Here is a 14,330-nt window from a genome sequence, read left to right on the forward strand (position 1 = left end):
GGTTACGCGACCTCCCCGGCCGCCGGAAGGATCAGTTCGGTGCCGTTGGGCAGCCGGGACGGGTCGTCGATGTCGTTGGCCTCGGCGATCGCCCGCCAGGCCGCCGCGTCGCCGTACTCCCGCCAGGCCAGCGACTGGAGCGTGTCGCCCGCGACGACCCGGTGCACGCGCCGCGCGGTCAGCGCGCCCGACGTCGGGTTCTGGCCCTTGGTCCGTCCGGGGATCTCGTTCAGCTCCACCTGGCAGGCCGCCCGGATCGGCACCCCCGTCGTCCCGAACAGCGTGTAGGTCGCCTGCACGCTCCCGATGTACGCCGTGAACCGCGCCGTCGAGAACGACCCCCATTCGAACACCACCCACGGCGTCGACGGCTGGTCCGCGGCGATCGACTTCGCGGTCACCTCGCAGCAGGAGAACAGCGCCTCGACCTTCTTCAGCACGCTGCTGTCGCCCGGGTCGCCGGAGGAGTCGAGGAAGATCTCCATCGAGAGGCTGCGCCCCTCGGCGCCCATGAACTCCGGCAGCGGGCCGTCGCGCAGGGCGGCGGACGGGGTGCTCTTCCACTGGGCGCGGCGCGTCAGGGTCAGCTGCGCCGGGTTGAAGTCGAAGTCGAAGGTCCTGATCAGACCGCCCGGTGTGGTGCTGTCGCCGATGGGGGGCTCGTGGATGGCGAGCGTGGCGCGCACCAGGCTCTTGCCCGCGCCGCCCGTGGAGCCCTTGCCTCCCTTGCCTGCCATGTCCTTCGTCTCCGTCCTGGTGTCGTTCCGGTCGTGCTGTGGTGCGGGGCGTGGGTCAGTCGGTGAAGCCGTGGTGGGCGATCTCCAGGACCTCCGTGGCCACGCCCGGGTTCGCGGGGTCCAGGGACGGGCCCTGCCAGCTCACCGGCAGCACGTCGATCAGCCCCCAGCGGGCCACCTCGGACCCGTCCGCGCGCAGGGCCGAGATCTGGGCGGTGGGGCGGGTGACGCCGGTCGTCACGGACGAGATCCACGCGGCGACCTTCGACGTGTCCGGGGTCAGCGGGCGGGTCAGCCGGATCGTGGAGAAGGTGACGCGGGTGGGCAGCTGCCACACGAAGCCGTTGTTGCCGCCCTCCTGGTACTGCTCCACCTCGACCGTCGACGCGAGCCCCTCACAGCCGTTGAAGGCGCCGAGGCTCTCGCCGTCGATGGTGAGGGTGAAGAAGATCGTGGATCCCGGATCGAGATCGCTGGGCATCGCGGGGCCTTTCGGGGGCGTCGTCGGGCGGGTGGTTCAGGTCAGGCGCGTGGGTCGCGGAGGCGGCCGATGCGTTCGCGGTCCATGCGCAGTTCGGTCCGCAGGATCCGGGTGAGCGGGCCGACCAGCCGGTGCGTCAGCTCGTCGAGCTGGCCGTCGGTCAGGGCCCGGGGGTCGAAGGGGGGCGCCCCCGGCGGGCCGCCCGGCCCCGGGTGCGGATCGTGGGCGCTGTACGGAGGGGGCGGGCCCGGGTCGTACGGCGGGGGCGGGCCCGGGTCGTACGGCGGGGGCGGTGTGGTGGGCGAGGGGGGTGGCGGGGGCGCCGCCGGGGTGGCGCGCTGTACGGGGAAGGAGTGCGTGCTCGCCGGGCGCGCGGGCGCCGACGGAGAGGTGGGCGCGGGCGTGACGGGTGCGGTGCCGCGTCGAAGGGGAGCACCGAGGCCGGTGCGCGCGGTGGGCGCGTCGGGTCGCGTGAGGGGCTGTACGGGAGTGCCCGCCGCCCCGTCGCGGGAGGGCCGCGACGGGGAGGGTGAGGGTGAGGCGGTACGGCTCTCGGCGGCCGGGGTGTCGGGCGTGGACGGTGCTGCCGGAGGCGTCGGGCGCCCTGCCGCGAGCCGCTGGATGGGAGGCCCGACAGGGGCGGGCGCGGAGACGGGCGCGGCGGGCGACGGGACGGTACGGGCCGGCCTCGGTACGGCGACGGAGGTGGACCCGAGCGGAGGCAGCACGGTACGGCCACGCGCGGGCGTCGGCGCATCCCCGGAGGGGGTACGGCGGTGCGGCACGGGGGAGTTGAGGGGAGCGGCGGGCGTGGCCGGCTTGCCCACGTTGGGTGCAGGTAGGGCCGTGGAGGTGGGTGCCGAGTTCGGGGCGGTGGCCCGCTGGACGGGTGCCGCGTCGGGTGCGGGGACCGCGAGGGGGCGGACCGGGACGTCGGTCACGCCCGGCGTGCCGGCTCTGCGGACGGCAGGCGTCTCGGGTGCGGCCGGCGAGGTGGCTCGGGGTGCGGCGCCGGGGGCGGGGGTGCGGGGCGGGGCCGTGTCGGGCGTGCTGGTGCGCTGGACGGCAGGCGTCCGGGATGCCGGTGGTGTGGTGGTTCGGGGCGGGGTCGTGGTGGAGGGAGCCGGGGCCGGTGCGCCGGTCGGCCGGACGGGGGGTGTCTCGGGAGTGGGTGGCGTTGCCGTCCGGGGCGAAGCAGCGGTGGTGGACGGCGTCGAGTCCGGGGCGCTGGTCCGCTGGACGGCAGGCGTCGGGGATGCGGGTGGCGTGGCGGTCCGGGCCGTTGTGGGGGCGGACGGTGCCGTGTCCGGTGCGGTGGCCCGCTGGACGGCAGGCGTCCGGGATGCCGGTGGCGTGGTGGTTCGGGGCGGGGTCGTGGTGGAGGGAGCCGGGGTCGCGGTGGAGGGAGCCGGGGCCGGTGCGCCGCCCCGCCGAACGGGCGCTGCCGCGGACGCCGGTGGCATGGCGCCGCGGGGCGAAGTCGTGGTGGAGGTGGCCGGTGCCGTGACCGGGGCGCTGGTCCGCTGGACGGCAGGCGTAGCCGGAGCCACGGGGACGGCGACGGCCCGCGGCGGGGTCGCGGTGGAGGCAGCCGGGCCCGACGTGCTGGTTCGCTGAACGGCAGGCGCCCCGGCCACCGTTGGCGTGGCGGCCTGGGGCGGGGTGCCCGGCGCACCCGTCCGCCGGACGGCGCGCGCCTCAGGTGCGGAGACCGAGGCGGGCCGGGGCGGGGCGTCGGTCGCGGGCCGGACCGAGGGCGTCGGCGTGGCCGGAGCCACGGGGACGTCGGCGGCCCGAGGCGGCGGCGCGGCAGGGAGCCGCCGCAGGGGTGCGACGGGCACCGAGGAGCCGGGCCGGGAAAGGCGCTGGACCGTGGCCACGGGAGCAGCGGCCGGCGCGGGTATGCCGTCCCCGTCGCCCGCTGCCTCTCCCGAGCCGTCAGGCTGCCCCACCGTCGCGCGCCGCACCGCCGGAGCCTCGGCCGGCGCGACCGGCGCGACCGGCGCCCCTTGCGTGACCGGCGCCCCTTGCGTGACCGAAGGGCGTGCCGAAGGCACCGGCGCCTCAGGACCCGTGGGCACGGGTGAAGCGCTCCCTGGGCCGCCGGACGGACCGGAGGACTCGGGCGTCCGCGCGGCCGGAGCGCCCCCGCCGGACCGGGCCGCCCGTCGCTGCACGGCGGGCGCGGTCCGCCGCAGAGGTACGGCCGCGGGCGCGGGACGAAGGTGCGGGGCCGCAGGCGACAGCGCGGACGGCGCGGAGGGGGCCAGCGCACGGGTCGGCGTCAGGGGCCGTACCGGAGGCGCCGCGCCGACGGGAACGGGTGCCGGTGCCTGGGCCGTTCCCTCCGACGCCTGCGGGACGGCCCGCTGACGTACGGATGCGCTGCCGGACTCCCGCTGGACGGACGTCACCGGAGCGTCCCCGGCGACGGAAGAGCCCGAGTCCGCACCGGCGACCGGCGGAACCGACGAGGGCGGGGAGACAGAGGCGGCCGAGGAAGCCGAAGCCGTCGAGCGGGCGACGGGAACGGACGACGGGGAGGGCGCCGGCAGGCCTCCCGGACCCGCCGCGCGCGGCTCGGACGCTCCCGCTCCCGCCCCCGCTTCCGAGGGCGGAGCCGTCAACGGCGCCTCGAGCAGGGGCCGTCGACGCGGCGCGGACGGCGTACCACCGCTTCCCCCGGAGCCCGCCGGGCCACCGCCTACGGGACCCGAACCGGAGCCCCGCGTCCCCACCGGAGCCGTCTCGACCGGCGCCGTCTTGACCGGAGCCGTCCGGACCGGCACGGTCTCGACCGGAGCCGTCCGGACCGGCACGGTCTCGACCGGAGCTGTCCGGACCGGCACCACCGCGACCGGCAGCGCCCTCCGCTGCACAGGCGCCGCCGCGGATCCCCTCGCTTCGGTCAGGGACGCGGAACGCCGCGCGGGAGAGGGGGAGGACGTCACCCTGAGGGGAACCGCCGCGCGCTGCACCGCCGGAGCCTCCTCACCCCCCGTCGGGCCACCGGCCTCCTCCGCGGGCCTCGCCACCGGCAGGTCGAGCGTGGGCAGTTCCAGCCCTCCGGACGGCCGCGCCGACGCGGTGAGGACACCCTCGACCAGCCCTCCGGGCGCGCCGTCCAGGACGGCGTGGGAGAGCGTGCCCGCGAAGGTCGGGTTCTGCCAGGTGCTCAGCCCGCCGCCGAACCCGGCGTCGGCGACCGGCCACGACGGCCGTGACGTCGCCCGCTGGATCGGCGGCAGCGCGGGCCACGCGGCCGTACGCACGGGCGCCTGAGGAGCCGCCGGGGTGCGGACGTCGTCCGCGGGGGCCGCGGGCGCGCCGCCCTTCCGCCGCAGGCGGTCGAGGAGTCCCATGCCGCGTCAGCCTTCCGCCGACGCGCGCGTGACGAGCGCGGTGATCTGCTCCGTGTACCGGCGGCGGTCACCGTGTTCGAGGTCCAGGATGTCCTCCAGGCTCCAGTGGAAGTGGTAGGCGATGTACGCGATCTCCTCGTGCAGCCGGTCGGTCGCGTACGTCACGATTCCCCCAGGCGGCTCCCGCCGAGTTCGACCTCGAACGGCTGCTCGCAGTGGGGGCAGGTCACGCCGGCGCGGGTGTGGCCCTCGGCGTTGACCTGCCGGTAGAAGTCCTGCAGGAAGGCGAGGTCGGAGGCGAACATGTTCTCCACGACCCCGTCGTGCACCATCGTGAGCGTCCCCAGCCGGGTGATGACCCGGCCGAGCAGCACCACCGACAGGTAGGCGGGGTTCTCCTGCACCCGGACGTCGCGCAGCGGGACCAGTTCGTCCCGGGCGGTCGCGAGCCGCATCGTCCCGTGCTTGTGGACGGTGCCGTTCTCGTCGACGTAGCCGCGCGGCAGTTCGAAGGGGAACTCGGTGCGCAGCGCCCCCGAGGCGGAGCCGGCCGTGGCCTCCTCGGGCTCCGCGGCGGCGGCCGGAGCCGCCTCCGCGGAGCCCGGGCCGGCCGGGAGGGCTCCCGGCCGGGCGGCGGTGGTGCGTCGCATTACTCGATGACCAGTTCTTCGAACGTGATGGTCACCGTCTCGGTCAGCGCGGAGGCCTCTCCGGCCTTCACGGTGCTGGTGTCGATCTTGCTGCACCAGGCGTTGCGCATGTTGTACCGCTTGACCGGATTGTTCTGGTAGTCCATCACCATGATGGTCGCGTTCTTGCGGGCGGTGCCCATCGCGCCGTTGACCGACTCGTTGATCCACTCGTTGAACGCGGGGGACTGGGTCATGCCGCGCACGACCGTGCAGGTGCCGGCCTTCTTCACGCCCGGCATCTTCTTGGTGACGGGCTTGCCCTGGGCGGAGACCTGCTGGTACTCGATCACGTCCTGCTCGATGCTGAGGCCGCTGACCTCGGCGAGGTACTCGACCATGACGCCGTCGATCTGAAGGCCGAAGTTGTGTGAGGTGAGGGCGTCACCCGGCTGCAGACTCATCTGTCGTTACTTTCCTTCACAGAGGGGGAGTTCGGAGGGAGGGCGGAGTGCGGGGGTCTCCCTACTCCTCCAGCTCCCCGCTCCCGCTGGAGAACTGGGCCAGCCGGAAGATCACGAACTCGGCGGGCTTGACCGGGGCGATGCCGATCTCGCAGACGACCCGGCCGAGGTCGACGGACTCCGGCGGGTTGGTCTCCTCGTCGCACTTGACGTAGAAGGCCTCCTCCGGCCGGGAGCCGAACAGGGCGCCGGAGCGCCACTCGTTGACGAGGAAGGCGGAGACGTTGCGCCGGATCCGGGCCCACAGCTGGTGGTCGTTGGGCTCGAACACCACCCACTGGGTGCCGATCAGGATCGACTCCTCCAGGTAGTTGAAGTACCGGCGGACGTTCAGGTAGCGCCAGGCCGGGTCGGAGGCCAGGGTGCGGGCGCCCCAGACGCGGATGCCGCGGCCGGGGAAGGCGCGGATGCAGTTGACGCCGATCGGGTTGAGCAGGTCCTGCTCGCCGCGGGTGATCTGCAGCTCCAGGTCGACGGCGCCGCGGACGACCTCGTTCGCGGGCGCCTTGTGCACGCCGCGCTCGAAGTCGTTGCGGGCCCAGACGCCGGCGATGTGGCCGCTCGGCGGGACGGTCCGGCTCTGGCCGCTCGCCGGGTCGAACACCTTGATCCACGGGTAGTACAGCGCCGCGTACTTGGAGTCGTAGCCGGCGGTCTCCTGGCGCCAGACGCGGATGTCGCGGGCGTTGAGGCCGGGCGGCGGGTCGATGACGGCGACCCGGTCGCCCATCAGCTCGCAGTGCGCGATCAGGCCGAGCTGGACGGCCTTGACGGCCTCCAGGTCGATGTCGCCGCGCTGGTAGGCGGCCATCAGGTCGGGGACGGCGACCATGGAGATCTCGTCCACGGCCTCCAGGCCGCCGAAGCCGGTGCGGTCGGCGGAGTCGCCGACGTACTCGGCCGGGCCGGGGCGGACGGCGCCGTCGGCGGTGGCCGGGACGGCGGGCGCGGGGGCGGGCGGCGCCGCGAGAGCCACGGTCTGGTTCTCGGGACGGGCGAGCTGCGCGGCGGGTGCCGCCTCCTGCACGGTGATGAGCTTGGAGCGCTCCTTCACCTGCGTGACGACGTAGGTGCGGCTGCTCTTCTTGGCGCTGACGTCGAACGTCTCGACGGGACGGTCGCCGTCCTTGACGGTGAGCCGGAACCGCTCGGCGGGACCGTCGCCCTCGGGGTCGGAGACCTCGACGCTGAGCGGGCCGGACCCGGCGGCCACGGCGGTCACCGTGAAGGTGCCGAGCTGGGCGGGCGTCCCGGTGGGCAGGGCGGCCGGCGCGGGCGCGCCCGTCACCTCGGCGGGCGTGCCGGACGCCTCGCCCGCGGCGCCGCCCTCGACGCCGCCGACCCGCACCACGTAGGCCGCGCTGCCGCCGTTGTTGAAGAAGCCGTAGACGGAGTGCGCCAGGTAGTACCCGTCCGTGAAGGCGCCGAAGGCGGCGACGAACTGGGTCCAGTTGGTGACCAGGGTCGGCTCGTTCAGCGGGCCGGTGGGTGCGAGGCCGACGAAGGCCGCCACCGAGGTGCCCACTCCTTCGATGGGGCGCGAGCCGCTGGCCACCTCCTCGACGTAGACGCCCGGCGACAGGTAGGACGGCATGCTCTGCTCTCCTCGGGGTACGAGTCAGGTCTGTACGCACCCTCGCGCGCGCGTCGCGCCCGCCGGAACGGCTGGGAGTGCCGTGTGCGGGGCACGGCCGCTGCCCGTAAGGGCAAGGCGTCCCGCGTCTGCCCCCGAAGCTGCCCCGACGGCCATTCCCCGCCCCACGCCCGCCTGGCAGTCTGCGGACCGACGTGTGTCCACCGTCGAGGGGAGCGCCCGTGCGCGGGCAGGAAGACAGCCAGAACCAGGCACGGAAGCCGGGCGCCCGGCCGTCGAAGCCGCGTGCGGAGGCCGGCCGTCCGGCCGGCACGACGGCTGCCCGGCTGCTCGCGTTGCAGCGGACGGCGGGGAACGCCGCGGTGGCGCAGGCCGTGGCCGAGGAGCGCCACCGGCACGACGCGAACTGCGGCCATCAGCCCGGACAGGACCGGCCTTCGGTGCAGAGGTCGGCCGTGCACCAGGTGCTGCGCAGCGCCGGCCGCCCCCTGGACACGCCTACGAGGACGGAGATGGAGGCCCGGCTCGGCGCGGACTTCGGCGACGTGCGGCTGCACACGGACGCCGTGGCCCAGCGGTCCGCCGAGGAGATCGGCGCCCGCGCCTACACCTCGGGCAGCCACGTGGTGGTCGGCCGGGACGGCCTGGACAAGCACACCCTGGCGCACGAGCTGACGCACGTCGTCCAGCAGCGTCAGGGACCGGTCGACGGTCACGACCACGGCGGCGGGCTCAAGGTCAGCGACCCGGGCGACCGCTTCGAGCGCGAGGCCGAGGAGAACGCCCGCCGCGTGATGAGCGGAGCGCCACCGGCGCTCTCCGAGGCAGCCGGGACGGCGGGCGCCCAGGGCCTGCAGCGGGCCGTGGACACGGGAGCGCCCTGGGTCCAGCGCGTTCCGGAGACGGCGGAGGCCGCCGCGCCGGGGTTCCGGCAGACGAAGCCGACGGCGGAGGAGGACCGGGACGTCACCCTGCGCATGCTGGACCGGATGTCCCGCATCGCGCTGGACAAGATCAAGACCACCAACAGCCAGTTCGTCGACAAGAAGAAGAACCCCGTCCGCAGCGCCAAGAAGATCACGCCCCATCTGGCCGTGTCCCTGGAACAGGACGGCTACCTCGCGATCGCCGGGAACACCGGCGACAAGAAGGTGACCGAGAACGACAAGAAGGTCGTCGAGGCCGAACTGGCTCGGTTCGTCAACGGTTCCGACGAGGTGGCACGGGCCGAGGACGCACAGCGCAGCAGGGCCGGCAGGGACCAGACCAAGGTCCGCGCGCTGGTCGAGGGCTCCTACCTCGGCGAGCACAGCGGCGCCGGAGGGCTGGTCGCCGTGAAAAAGGCCCTGGAGGACGGGAAGGTCCGGTGGTACGCGGTCGGTGGCGCCTCGGAGCCGAACACCTCCCAGCACGGTGAGATGACGGTCCTCGGACAGCATGTCGCGAAGTGGCTGAGCAATCCGAAAGCGAAGGACGAGGCTCCGGAGAAGGTCATGATGGGCGGGGTCAAGCTGGCCTGCGCCTGCTGCGAGTGGGCCTTCCAGGCCGTCAACGAACACATCGGGCGGGCCACCGGGTACGAGGTGGTGGCCGCGGGCGCCCATGGACAGTTCTTCCCGGGCTGGCTGATGCCGGAGTGGATGAGGGAACACGAAGCGGTGGTGAACGCCGTCCGTCAGAAAGCCGAGGCGAACGGCAAGGAGTTGACGGAGCAGTGGGTGATCGACGGCAAGATGTCGACGGAACGCGTCACCCACGACCCCGACGACTCCGCCTCCGAATGGGAGGAGCGCTGAGCCGGGCACCCCGTTGCCTTTCCGGGCAGCCGGTCCTGCCTCGCAGCCTCCTGACGCCCTTGGCGCCTCCCCGTAGCGTCGACGCGTGAGCCTTTGGACTTCTCTTGAGCCGGCGTCGGCGACGGTCGACCCGGGCGGCCGTACGACGGTGCGGCTGCGGGTGCGCAACACCGGTGACGTGGTGGACGAGTACCGGTTCGAGCCGGTGGGTGACCTCGCGCCGTACGCGCGGGTGGAGCCGCCGTCGCTGCGCCTGTACCCCGGGACCACCGGGACCGTCGAGGTGTCCTTCGACGTGCCGCGCACCCCGGACGCGGCCGCGGGGCCGCATCCGTACGCGGTCCGGATCACGCCGACGGAGCACCCCGAGGCGACCACCGTCCCCGAGGGGAACGTGACGGTCACGCCGTTCACCGAGGTGCGGGCCGAACTGGTGCCGCCGGTGGTGAAAGGGCGGCTGCGGGGCAAGCCCGTGCTCGCGGTGGACAACGTGGGCAACACCAGGGTGACCGCCTCGCTGAGCGGCAGCGACAACGGTGACCAGCTCTCCTTCGACCTGGACCCGGGCAACGTCCAGATCGAACCGGGGCGGGCGGCGTTCGTGAAGGCCCGGCTCAAGCCGCGCGAGATCATCTGGTTCGGCTCCAAGCAGGAGCGTCCCTACACGCTCACGGTGCAGCGCTCCGGCGTCGACCCGCTGGGCGTGGAGGGGAAGTTCGTGCAGCGCGGCTTCCTGCCGGGCTGGCTGGCCACCGTGCTGGCGACGACGGTCGCGCTGGCCGTCGCGTTCGTCGTGATCTGGCTGACGTACAAGCCGGACGTGCGGTCGCTGGCCACGGAGAAGACCGCGCAGGCCGAGGCCGGCGCCATCCCCGCGCCGCAGGCCTCCGCGTCCGCGCCGCTCACCCTGCCGAGCGCCCCGGCGTCGCAGGAGGTGAAGCCGCCCGAGCAGGAGGCGCCCGGCGGCGGCAGCTCGGCCGAGGCGGGGTCCGGCGAGAAGGAGGAGAAGCCGGCCTCCGGGGGCGGCGGCGGTGGAGGCGGCGGCGAGCAGCAGGCCGAGTCCGAGCCGCTGGTCGGCGACCAGGTCGTGGGCGTCGACTCCGACCGGTGCGTCACCGTCCCGCTCAAGAAGGGCAAGGCGAACGACGGCACCGCTCTGGTGATCCAGGACTGCGACGCGAAGGCCGCGAACCAGCGCTGGGAGTTCCGCGGCGACGGCACCGTCCGCTCCATGGGCATGTGCATGGACGTGGCCTGGGCCTCGCGGGACGACGGCACGCTGATCCAGCTCGCCCGGTGCAGCGGCAACCCGGCGCAGACCTTCGCGATGAGCCCCGCCGCCGACCTGGTCAGCGTGATGGCCGACAAGTGCGTCGACGCCATGTGGAGCGGTACCGCCAACGGCACCGGGCTGCACCTGTGGACGTGCGGCGGCACCCCCAACCAGAAGTGGACGCTGCGCACCCCGTGACCCCGGCCGGGGCGGCTACCAGGTGCCCTCGCCCGGCACCAGCCGTCCCGCCTTGCGGTACTCCCGCCGCGCCCCCTCCAGCAGGTCGGCCGTGGTGACCGTGGCGTCCCGGTCGGCCGCCGCGTAGGCGGCGGTGACCACGGCGCTGCGGATGGAACCGCCGGCCAGCTCGAAGTCCCGCGCCACCCGCGACACGTCGACGTCGTCCGCGCACGGCACGCGGGACAGGCAGTGCTCCCACAGCGCGAGCCGCTGCCCGGCGTCCGGGAACGGGAAGTCGACCACCAGGTCGAGGCGGCGGGTGAACGCCTCGTCGATGTTGGCGCGCAGGTTGGTGGTGAGCAGCGCGATGCCGTCGAAGGACTCCAGACGCTGGAGCAGGTAGGCGCTCTCCATGTTGGCGTACCGGTCGTGGGAGTCCTTGACCTCGGAGCGCTTGCCGAACACCGCGTCCGCCTCGTCGAAGAGCAGCACGGCGTCGGTGCGGTCCGCCTCGGAGAAGACCCGCTCCAGGTTCTTCTCGGTCTCCCCGACGTACTTGTCCACGACGGAGGAGAGCCGTACGACGTAGAGGTCGAGGCCCAGTTCGGCGGCGACGACCTCGGCGGACAGGGTCTTGCCGGTGCCCGAATCGCCCGCGAACAGCGCGAGGACGCCCCGGCCCCGGCCGCCTCCGGCGCTGAGGCGCCAGTCGCCGAGCACCCGGTCGCGCAGCCGGGCCCGCCGGGCCAGTTCGCGCAGCTGGGTCAGGGGCGCCTCGGGCAGCACCAGGTCGTCCCAGGTCACCGCGGGCCGGATACGGCGGGCGTGCTGCTCGAGACCGGACGTGGACTGCTGGCGGGCGGCGAGCCGCAGATGGCCGGGGGCGAGCGGGGTGCCGTCGAACGCGGCGAGGCCCCGCGCGGCCCGCACCGCCCGCGCCACCCGGTCGGTGCCCAGGTGGTAGGGGGCGACGGTGGCGGCCAGGTCGAAGCCGGGTCCGCCGGTGCCCGCAGGGGCGCCGGGGTCCCCGTCGCGCAGGGCGGCGGCCCAGGCGTGCACGGCGCTCGTGCCCAGCCGGGGGGCGTCCAGCACCAGCGGGTCGTCGTCGCACCACTGCGGGTCGTACGGCCGGGAGCCGGTGAACACCACGGGCACATCGGGCACCGACAGTGCCCGCACGAGTGCCCCCGGGTCGTCCTGCGGCACGGAGACGACCAGCGGGCGGTCCAGCAGCCGGGCCTCGCGGACCAGGGCGGCCAGCGGTTCCCCGGTGTGCGGGCCGCGGGGCGTGTAGTGCAGGGCGCCGCCGGGCAGCGCCATCGCCGCGTGCGCCAGGCCCTCGCCCTCGCGGTGCTCGCGCAGGTAGACGGTGAGCGGCTCCTCCTTCAGCCGGGCGGCGAGCCGTCCGGTGAAGCCGTCCTCACCGGGGGGCTCGGTCGGTACGGCGAGCGGGCGGACGCGCCCGGCGAGCGACGGGTCGGGGGTGTCGTCGCCGAGGAGATGCGCGACGACCCGGCCCGGCACCCGCAACGTGCGGCTGAGGAAGGGGCGTTCGGGCTCCTCGACGTCCAGCAGGGCGCACGTCCGCAGCGGTGCGGAGGGGTGGAACACCGCGCGCGACTCGGGCCGGTGCACGGGCGCGCCGGCCAGGTCGAGCGCGAGGCCGGTGGTGGCGCGGCGGCGGCCCACGTCGTCGTTGAGGTAGCCGTACAGCGGCTCGAGGGACCGGTCGAGGTCCGGGGCGAGCGCCGCCAGCAGCACCGTGACCTCCGGCGGGCGCAGGCCGAGCCGCCGCGCGAGCGGGCCGAGCCGGTCGCCGGGGGGCTCCTCCCCGTCCGGGCCGTCCGGCAGGGGCGCGGGGGTGGTGTGGAGGTGGTGGCGTGCGGCCGCCTCGGAGACGTAGAGGCCGCGCAGGGGGTCGTCGGCGGTGGGGTCGTCCGCGGAGCGGAGCTCCACCAGCCGGGCGACGCGGGCGCGGAGCCGGGTGACGCGGGTGAGGAGGGCGTCGGCGGGGTCGGGGTGCGGAGTGTTCACCGGGTGCGCCGTCCGCCCTCGATGTGGTGCGGGCGGTGGGCGCGGGTGGTGTCCTGGGCGCCGTCGACGGAGCGGACCCGGACGACCGCGCCCTCGGTGACCGGCGGTCCGGCGTCGTACTCGGGGTACGACGGGAACGGGACCAGCGCCACCAGGTCCAGGGACGGCTTGAGCTCACCGCCGAGCGCGGACCAGATCTCGGCCAGCGACCGCGACTCGGTCTGCGTCCCGGCGACGGACAGGGTGACCGACAGGCCCAGCGCGGACAGGGCGGGCGGGAGTTCGGCGGGCGGGAGGATCTCGCGGGGGAGCAGCGTGGCCAGCGCGGCCGACAGCAGGCGGTGCTCGTCCTGGGGCTGCCGCGTCCAGGCGGTGACCAGGTAGGACAGGCGGAACCAGCGCGGCGGCATGCGACGCCGCACCACCTGGCCGGTGTCGTCGGTGACCGCGACCGTGCCGCGCTCCCGCCGGGAGACCTCCTCGCGGATGTCGTACAAGTAGGCGTTGAGGGCGGGCGCGTTGCGGCGGGCCGCCCAGTCGCGGGTCGGGGCGTCCAGGGACACCTCGACGCCCGAGCCGGCCAGGGCGCCGCCCTTGAGGAGCCCCTTGAGGACCTCGTCCACCTCGTGGATCACCGTCGTACTCCTGCTCTGCCGTCGCGCGGTCCGCGGGCCGCGTCACCGCCGGACGTCTCACTCACCGCCGGACGCCTCACCGCCGGACGCCTCACCGTCGGCGCTTCACCGCCGGGTCCCGTCGATGGTGCCGGGGGCGCGCCGCGCCGGGTCCGGCGCCGGGGCGGACGCCCGGGCACGGGACGGTGCCCCCGGGGCACCAACCCGGCTGCCTCAACGGTCAGATGTAACCTTCCCGAAGGGCGTACGCGACGGCGTGCGCCCGGTTGCGGAGGTGCAGCCGGGTGGTGATTCCGTGCAACACGTTCTTGACCGTCCGCTCGGAATACGCGAGTTTCCCGGCGATCTCTCCGGTGTCCAGCCCTTCGGAGACGAGCCGCAGGACGTCGACCTCGCGGGCCGTCAGCCCGCTCACGGGGGCGCCGGAGTGGCCGGCGGACGTGCGGTGCAGCGTGCCCACGCGGTTGATGAGCCTGCCCAGCAGGTCGCCGGGGAGGTCCCCGTCGCCCCGCGAGGCCGCGACGACGGCGCGTACCAGCCGCTGCGCGGTGGCCTCGTGACGCCAGACGATCGCGCCGACGCCGCACTCGACGACGTCGAGCAGCTCGCTCTCCCGGATCGCGCCGACCACGAGCACCGCGCGGCTGCCGTCGCTGCGGACCAGCTTGCGCATCCGCGTCAACAGGTCGTCGTCCAGCTGGTCGTTGACCAGGAGGGCCACGGTGCCGGGGCCGGGCCGCCCGTCCTCCACCAGGTCGATGACCGGGTGGCGGCGCAGTTCGCTGGCGGCGCCGGCCCGGGAGATCGGGTCGGGGGCCTCGACCACCACGGGGATGCGGCTTCCGGGCCCGGTGGGCACGGCCGTGTCCGGGCCTGTCGACGACGTGCTCTGCAACCGATTCCCCATACCCGACCGTGCGACCGCCGCCGGGGCGGCCGCGTCCGACGCTGCGGATCCACACTCCTGTGGCGGGTGGGGTTCGGACAATCGTGGAGAACCACGAGACGCACCACGAGACCGGGGCGCGCGGGCACGCACGCCTCCGTGACCTGGTCACGGTTCTGCGCGCATGGAACACGACCCG

The 14,330-nt window shown here is 74.7% G+C and carries 12 protein-coding genes; 3 read left to right on the forward strand and 9 right to left on the reverse strand.

Going from position 1 to position 14,330, the window contains the following annotated elements; all coding sequences use genetic code 11:
• Positions 1–2 precede the first annotated feature (2 nt).
• Complete coding sequence (locus tag ACQZOG_RS15215) at positions 3–737, reverse strand: LysM peptidoglycan-binding domain-containing protein (RefSeq protein ID WP_354795445.1); 735 nt, start codon at positions 735–737, stop codon at positions 3–5.
• Between the two features lie 55 nt (positions 738–792).
• Complete coding sequence (locus tag ACQZOG_RS15220; protein WP_024886434.1) at positions 793–1,218, reverse strand: phage tail protein; 426 nt, start codon at positions 1,216–1,218, stop codon at positions 793–795.
• 3,144 nt (positions 1,219–4,362) lie between these two features.
• Here ACQZOG_RS15220 and ACQZOG_RS15225 point away from each other — a divergent pair.
• Positions 4,363–4,500 (forward strand): hypothetical protein, encoded by a 138-nt coding sequence (locus tag ACQZOG_RS15225; RefSeq protein WP_351082821.1) that lies wholly within the window; start codon positions 4,363–4,365, stop codon positions 4,498–4,500.
• An 86-nt stretch (positions 4,501–4,586) separates the two neighbouring features.
• Here the strand turns inward: ACQZOG_RS15225 and ACQZOG_RS15230 are convergent, their stop codons facing one another.
• The 4 genes from ACQZOG_RS15230 to ACQZOG_RS15245 all read right to left on the reverse strand — a co-directional run bounded on the left by ACQZOG_RS15230 (position 4,587) and on the right by ACQZOG_RS15245 (position 7,327).
• Positions 4,587–4,745: a DUF6760 family protein gene (locus ACQZOG_RS15230; RefSeq protein ID WP_167338202.1), complete on the reverse strand. Its 159-nt coding sequence runs from the start codon at positions 4,743–4,745 to the stop codon at positions 4,587–4,589.
• Positions 4,742–5,230 (reverse strand): hypothetical protein, encoded by a 489-nt coding sequence (locus ACQZOG_RS15235; protein ID WP_058916373.1) that lies wholly within the window; start codon positions 5,228–5,230, stop codon positions 4,742–4,744. Before ACQZOG_RS15235 ends, ACQZOG_RS15230 begins: the two co-directional genes overlap by 4 nt.
• On the reverse strand, positions 5,230–5,673 hold the full coding sequence (locus ACQZOG_RS15240) for a phage tail protein (RefSeq protein ID WP_033274777.1): 444 nt from the start codon (positions 5,671–5,673) through the stop codon (positions 5,230–5,232). Before ACQZOG_RS15240 ends, ACQZOG_RS15235 begins: the two co-directional genes overlap by 1 nt.
• Positions 5,674–5,734: 61 nt before the next feature.
• Positions 5,735–7,327: a phage tail sheath subtilisin-like domain-containing protein gene (locus ACQZOG_RS15245; protein ID WP_033274778.1), complete on the reverse strand. Its 1,593-nt coding sequence runs from the start codon at positions 7,325–7,327 to the stop codon at positions 5,735–5,737.
• A 221-nt stretch (positions 7,328–7,548) separates the two neighbouring features.
• Here ACQZOG_RS15245 and ACQZOG_RS15250 point away from each other — a divergent pair, with 221 nt between their 5' ends.
• Both ACQZOG_RS15250 and ACQZOG_RS15255 read left to right on the forward strand, forming a co-directional pair.
• Positions 7,549–9,123, forward strand: a complete 1,575-nt coding sequence (locus ACQZOG_RS15250; protein WP_430741557.1) for a DUF4157 domain-containing protein — start codon at positions 7,549–7,551, stop codon at positions 9,121–9,123.
• Between the two features lie 85 nt (positions 9,124–9,208).
• On the forward strand, positions 9,209–10,594 hold the full coding sequence (locus tag ACQZOG_RS15255; protein ID WP_037640766.1) for an RICIN domain-containing protein: 1,386 nt from the start codon (positions 9,209–9,211) through the stop codon (positions 10,592–10,594).
• A 15-nt stretch (positions 10,595–10,609) separates the two neighbouring features.
• Here the strand turns inward: ACQZOG_RS15255 and ACQZOG_RS15260 are convergent, their stop codons facing one another.
• The 3 genes from ACQZOG_RS15260 to ACQZOG_RS15270 all read right to left on the reverse strand — a co-directional run bounded on the left by ACQZOG_RS15260 (position 10,610) and on the right by ACQZOG_RS15270 (position 14,152).
• Positions 10,610–12,610 (reverse strand): ATP-binding protein, encoded by a 2,001-nt coding sequence (locus ACQZOG_RS15260; RefSeq protein ID WP_261675354.1) that lies wholly within the window; start codon positions 12,608–12,610, stop codon positions 10,610–10,612.
• Positions 12,607–13,245, reverse strand: coding sequence for a DUF4255 domain-containing protein (locus ACQZOG_RS15265; RefSeq protein ID WP_033274781.1), 639 nt, complete (start codon positions 13,243–13,245; stop codon positions 12,607–12,609). The genes ACQZOG_RS15260 and ACQZOG_RS15265 overlap by 4 nt, the downstream gene beginning before the upstream one ends.
• 220 nt (positions 13,246–13,465) lie before the next feature.
• Positions 13,466–14,152, reverse strand: coding sequence for a helix-turn-helix transcriptional regulator (locus tag ACQZOG_RS15270; protein WP_033274782.1), 687 nt, complete (start codon positions 14,150–14,152; stop codon positions 13,466–13,468).
• Positions 14,153–14,330: the final 178 nt, after the last annotated feature.

It is taken from the genome of Streptomyces sp. P13-3-3, from assembly GCF_050571355.1.
GTDB classification, from domain to species: domain Bacteria; phylum Actinomycetota; class Actinomycetes; order Streptomycetales; family Streptomycetaceae; genus Streptomyces; species Streptomyces althioticus.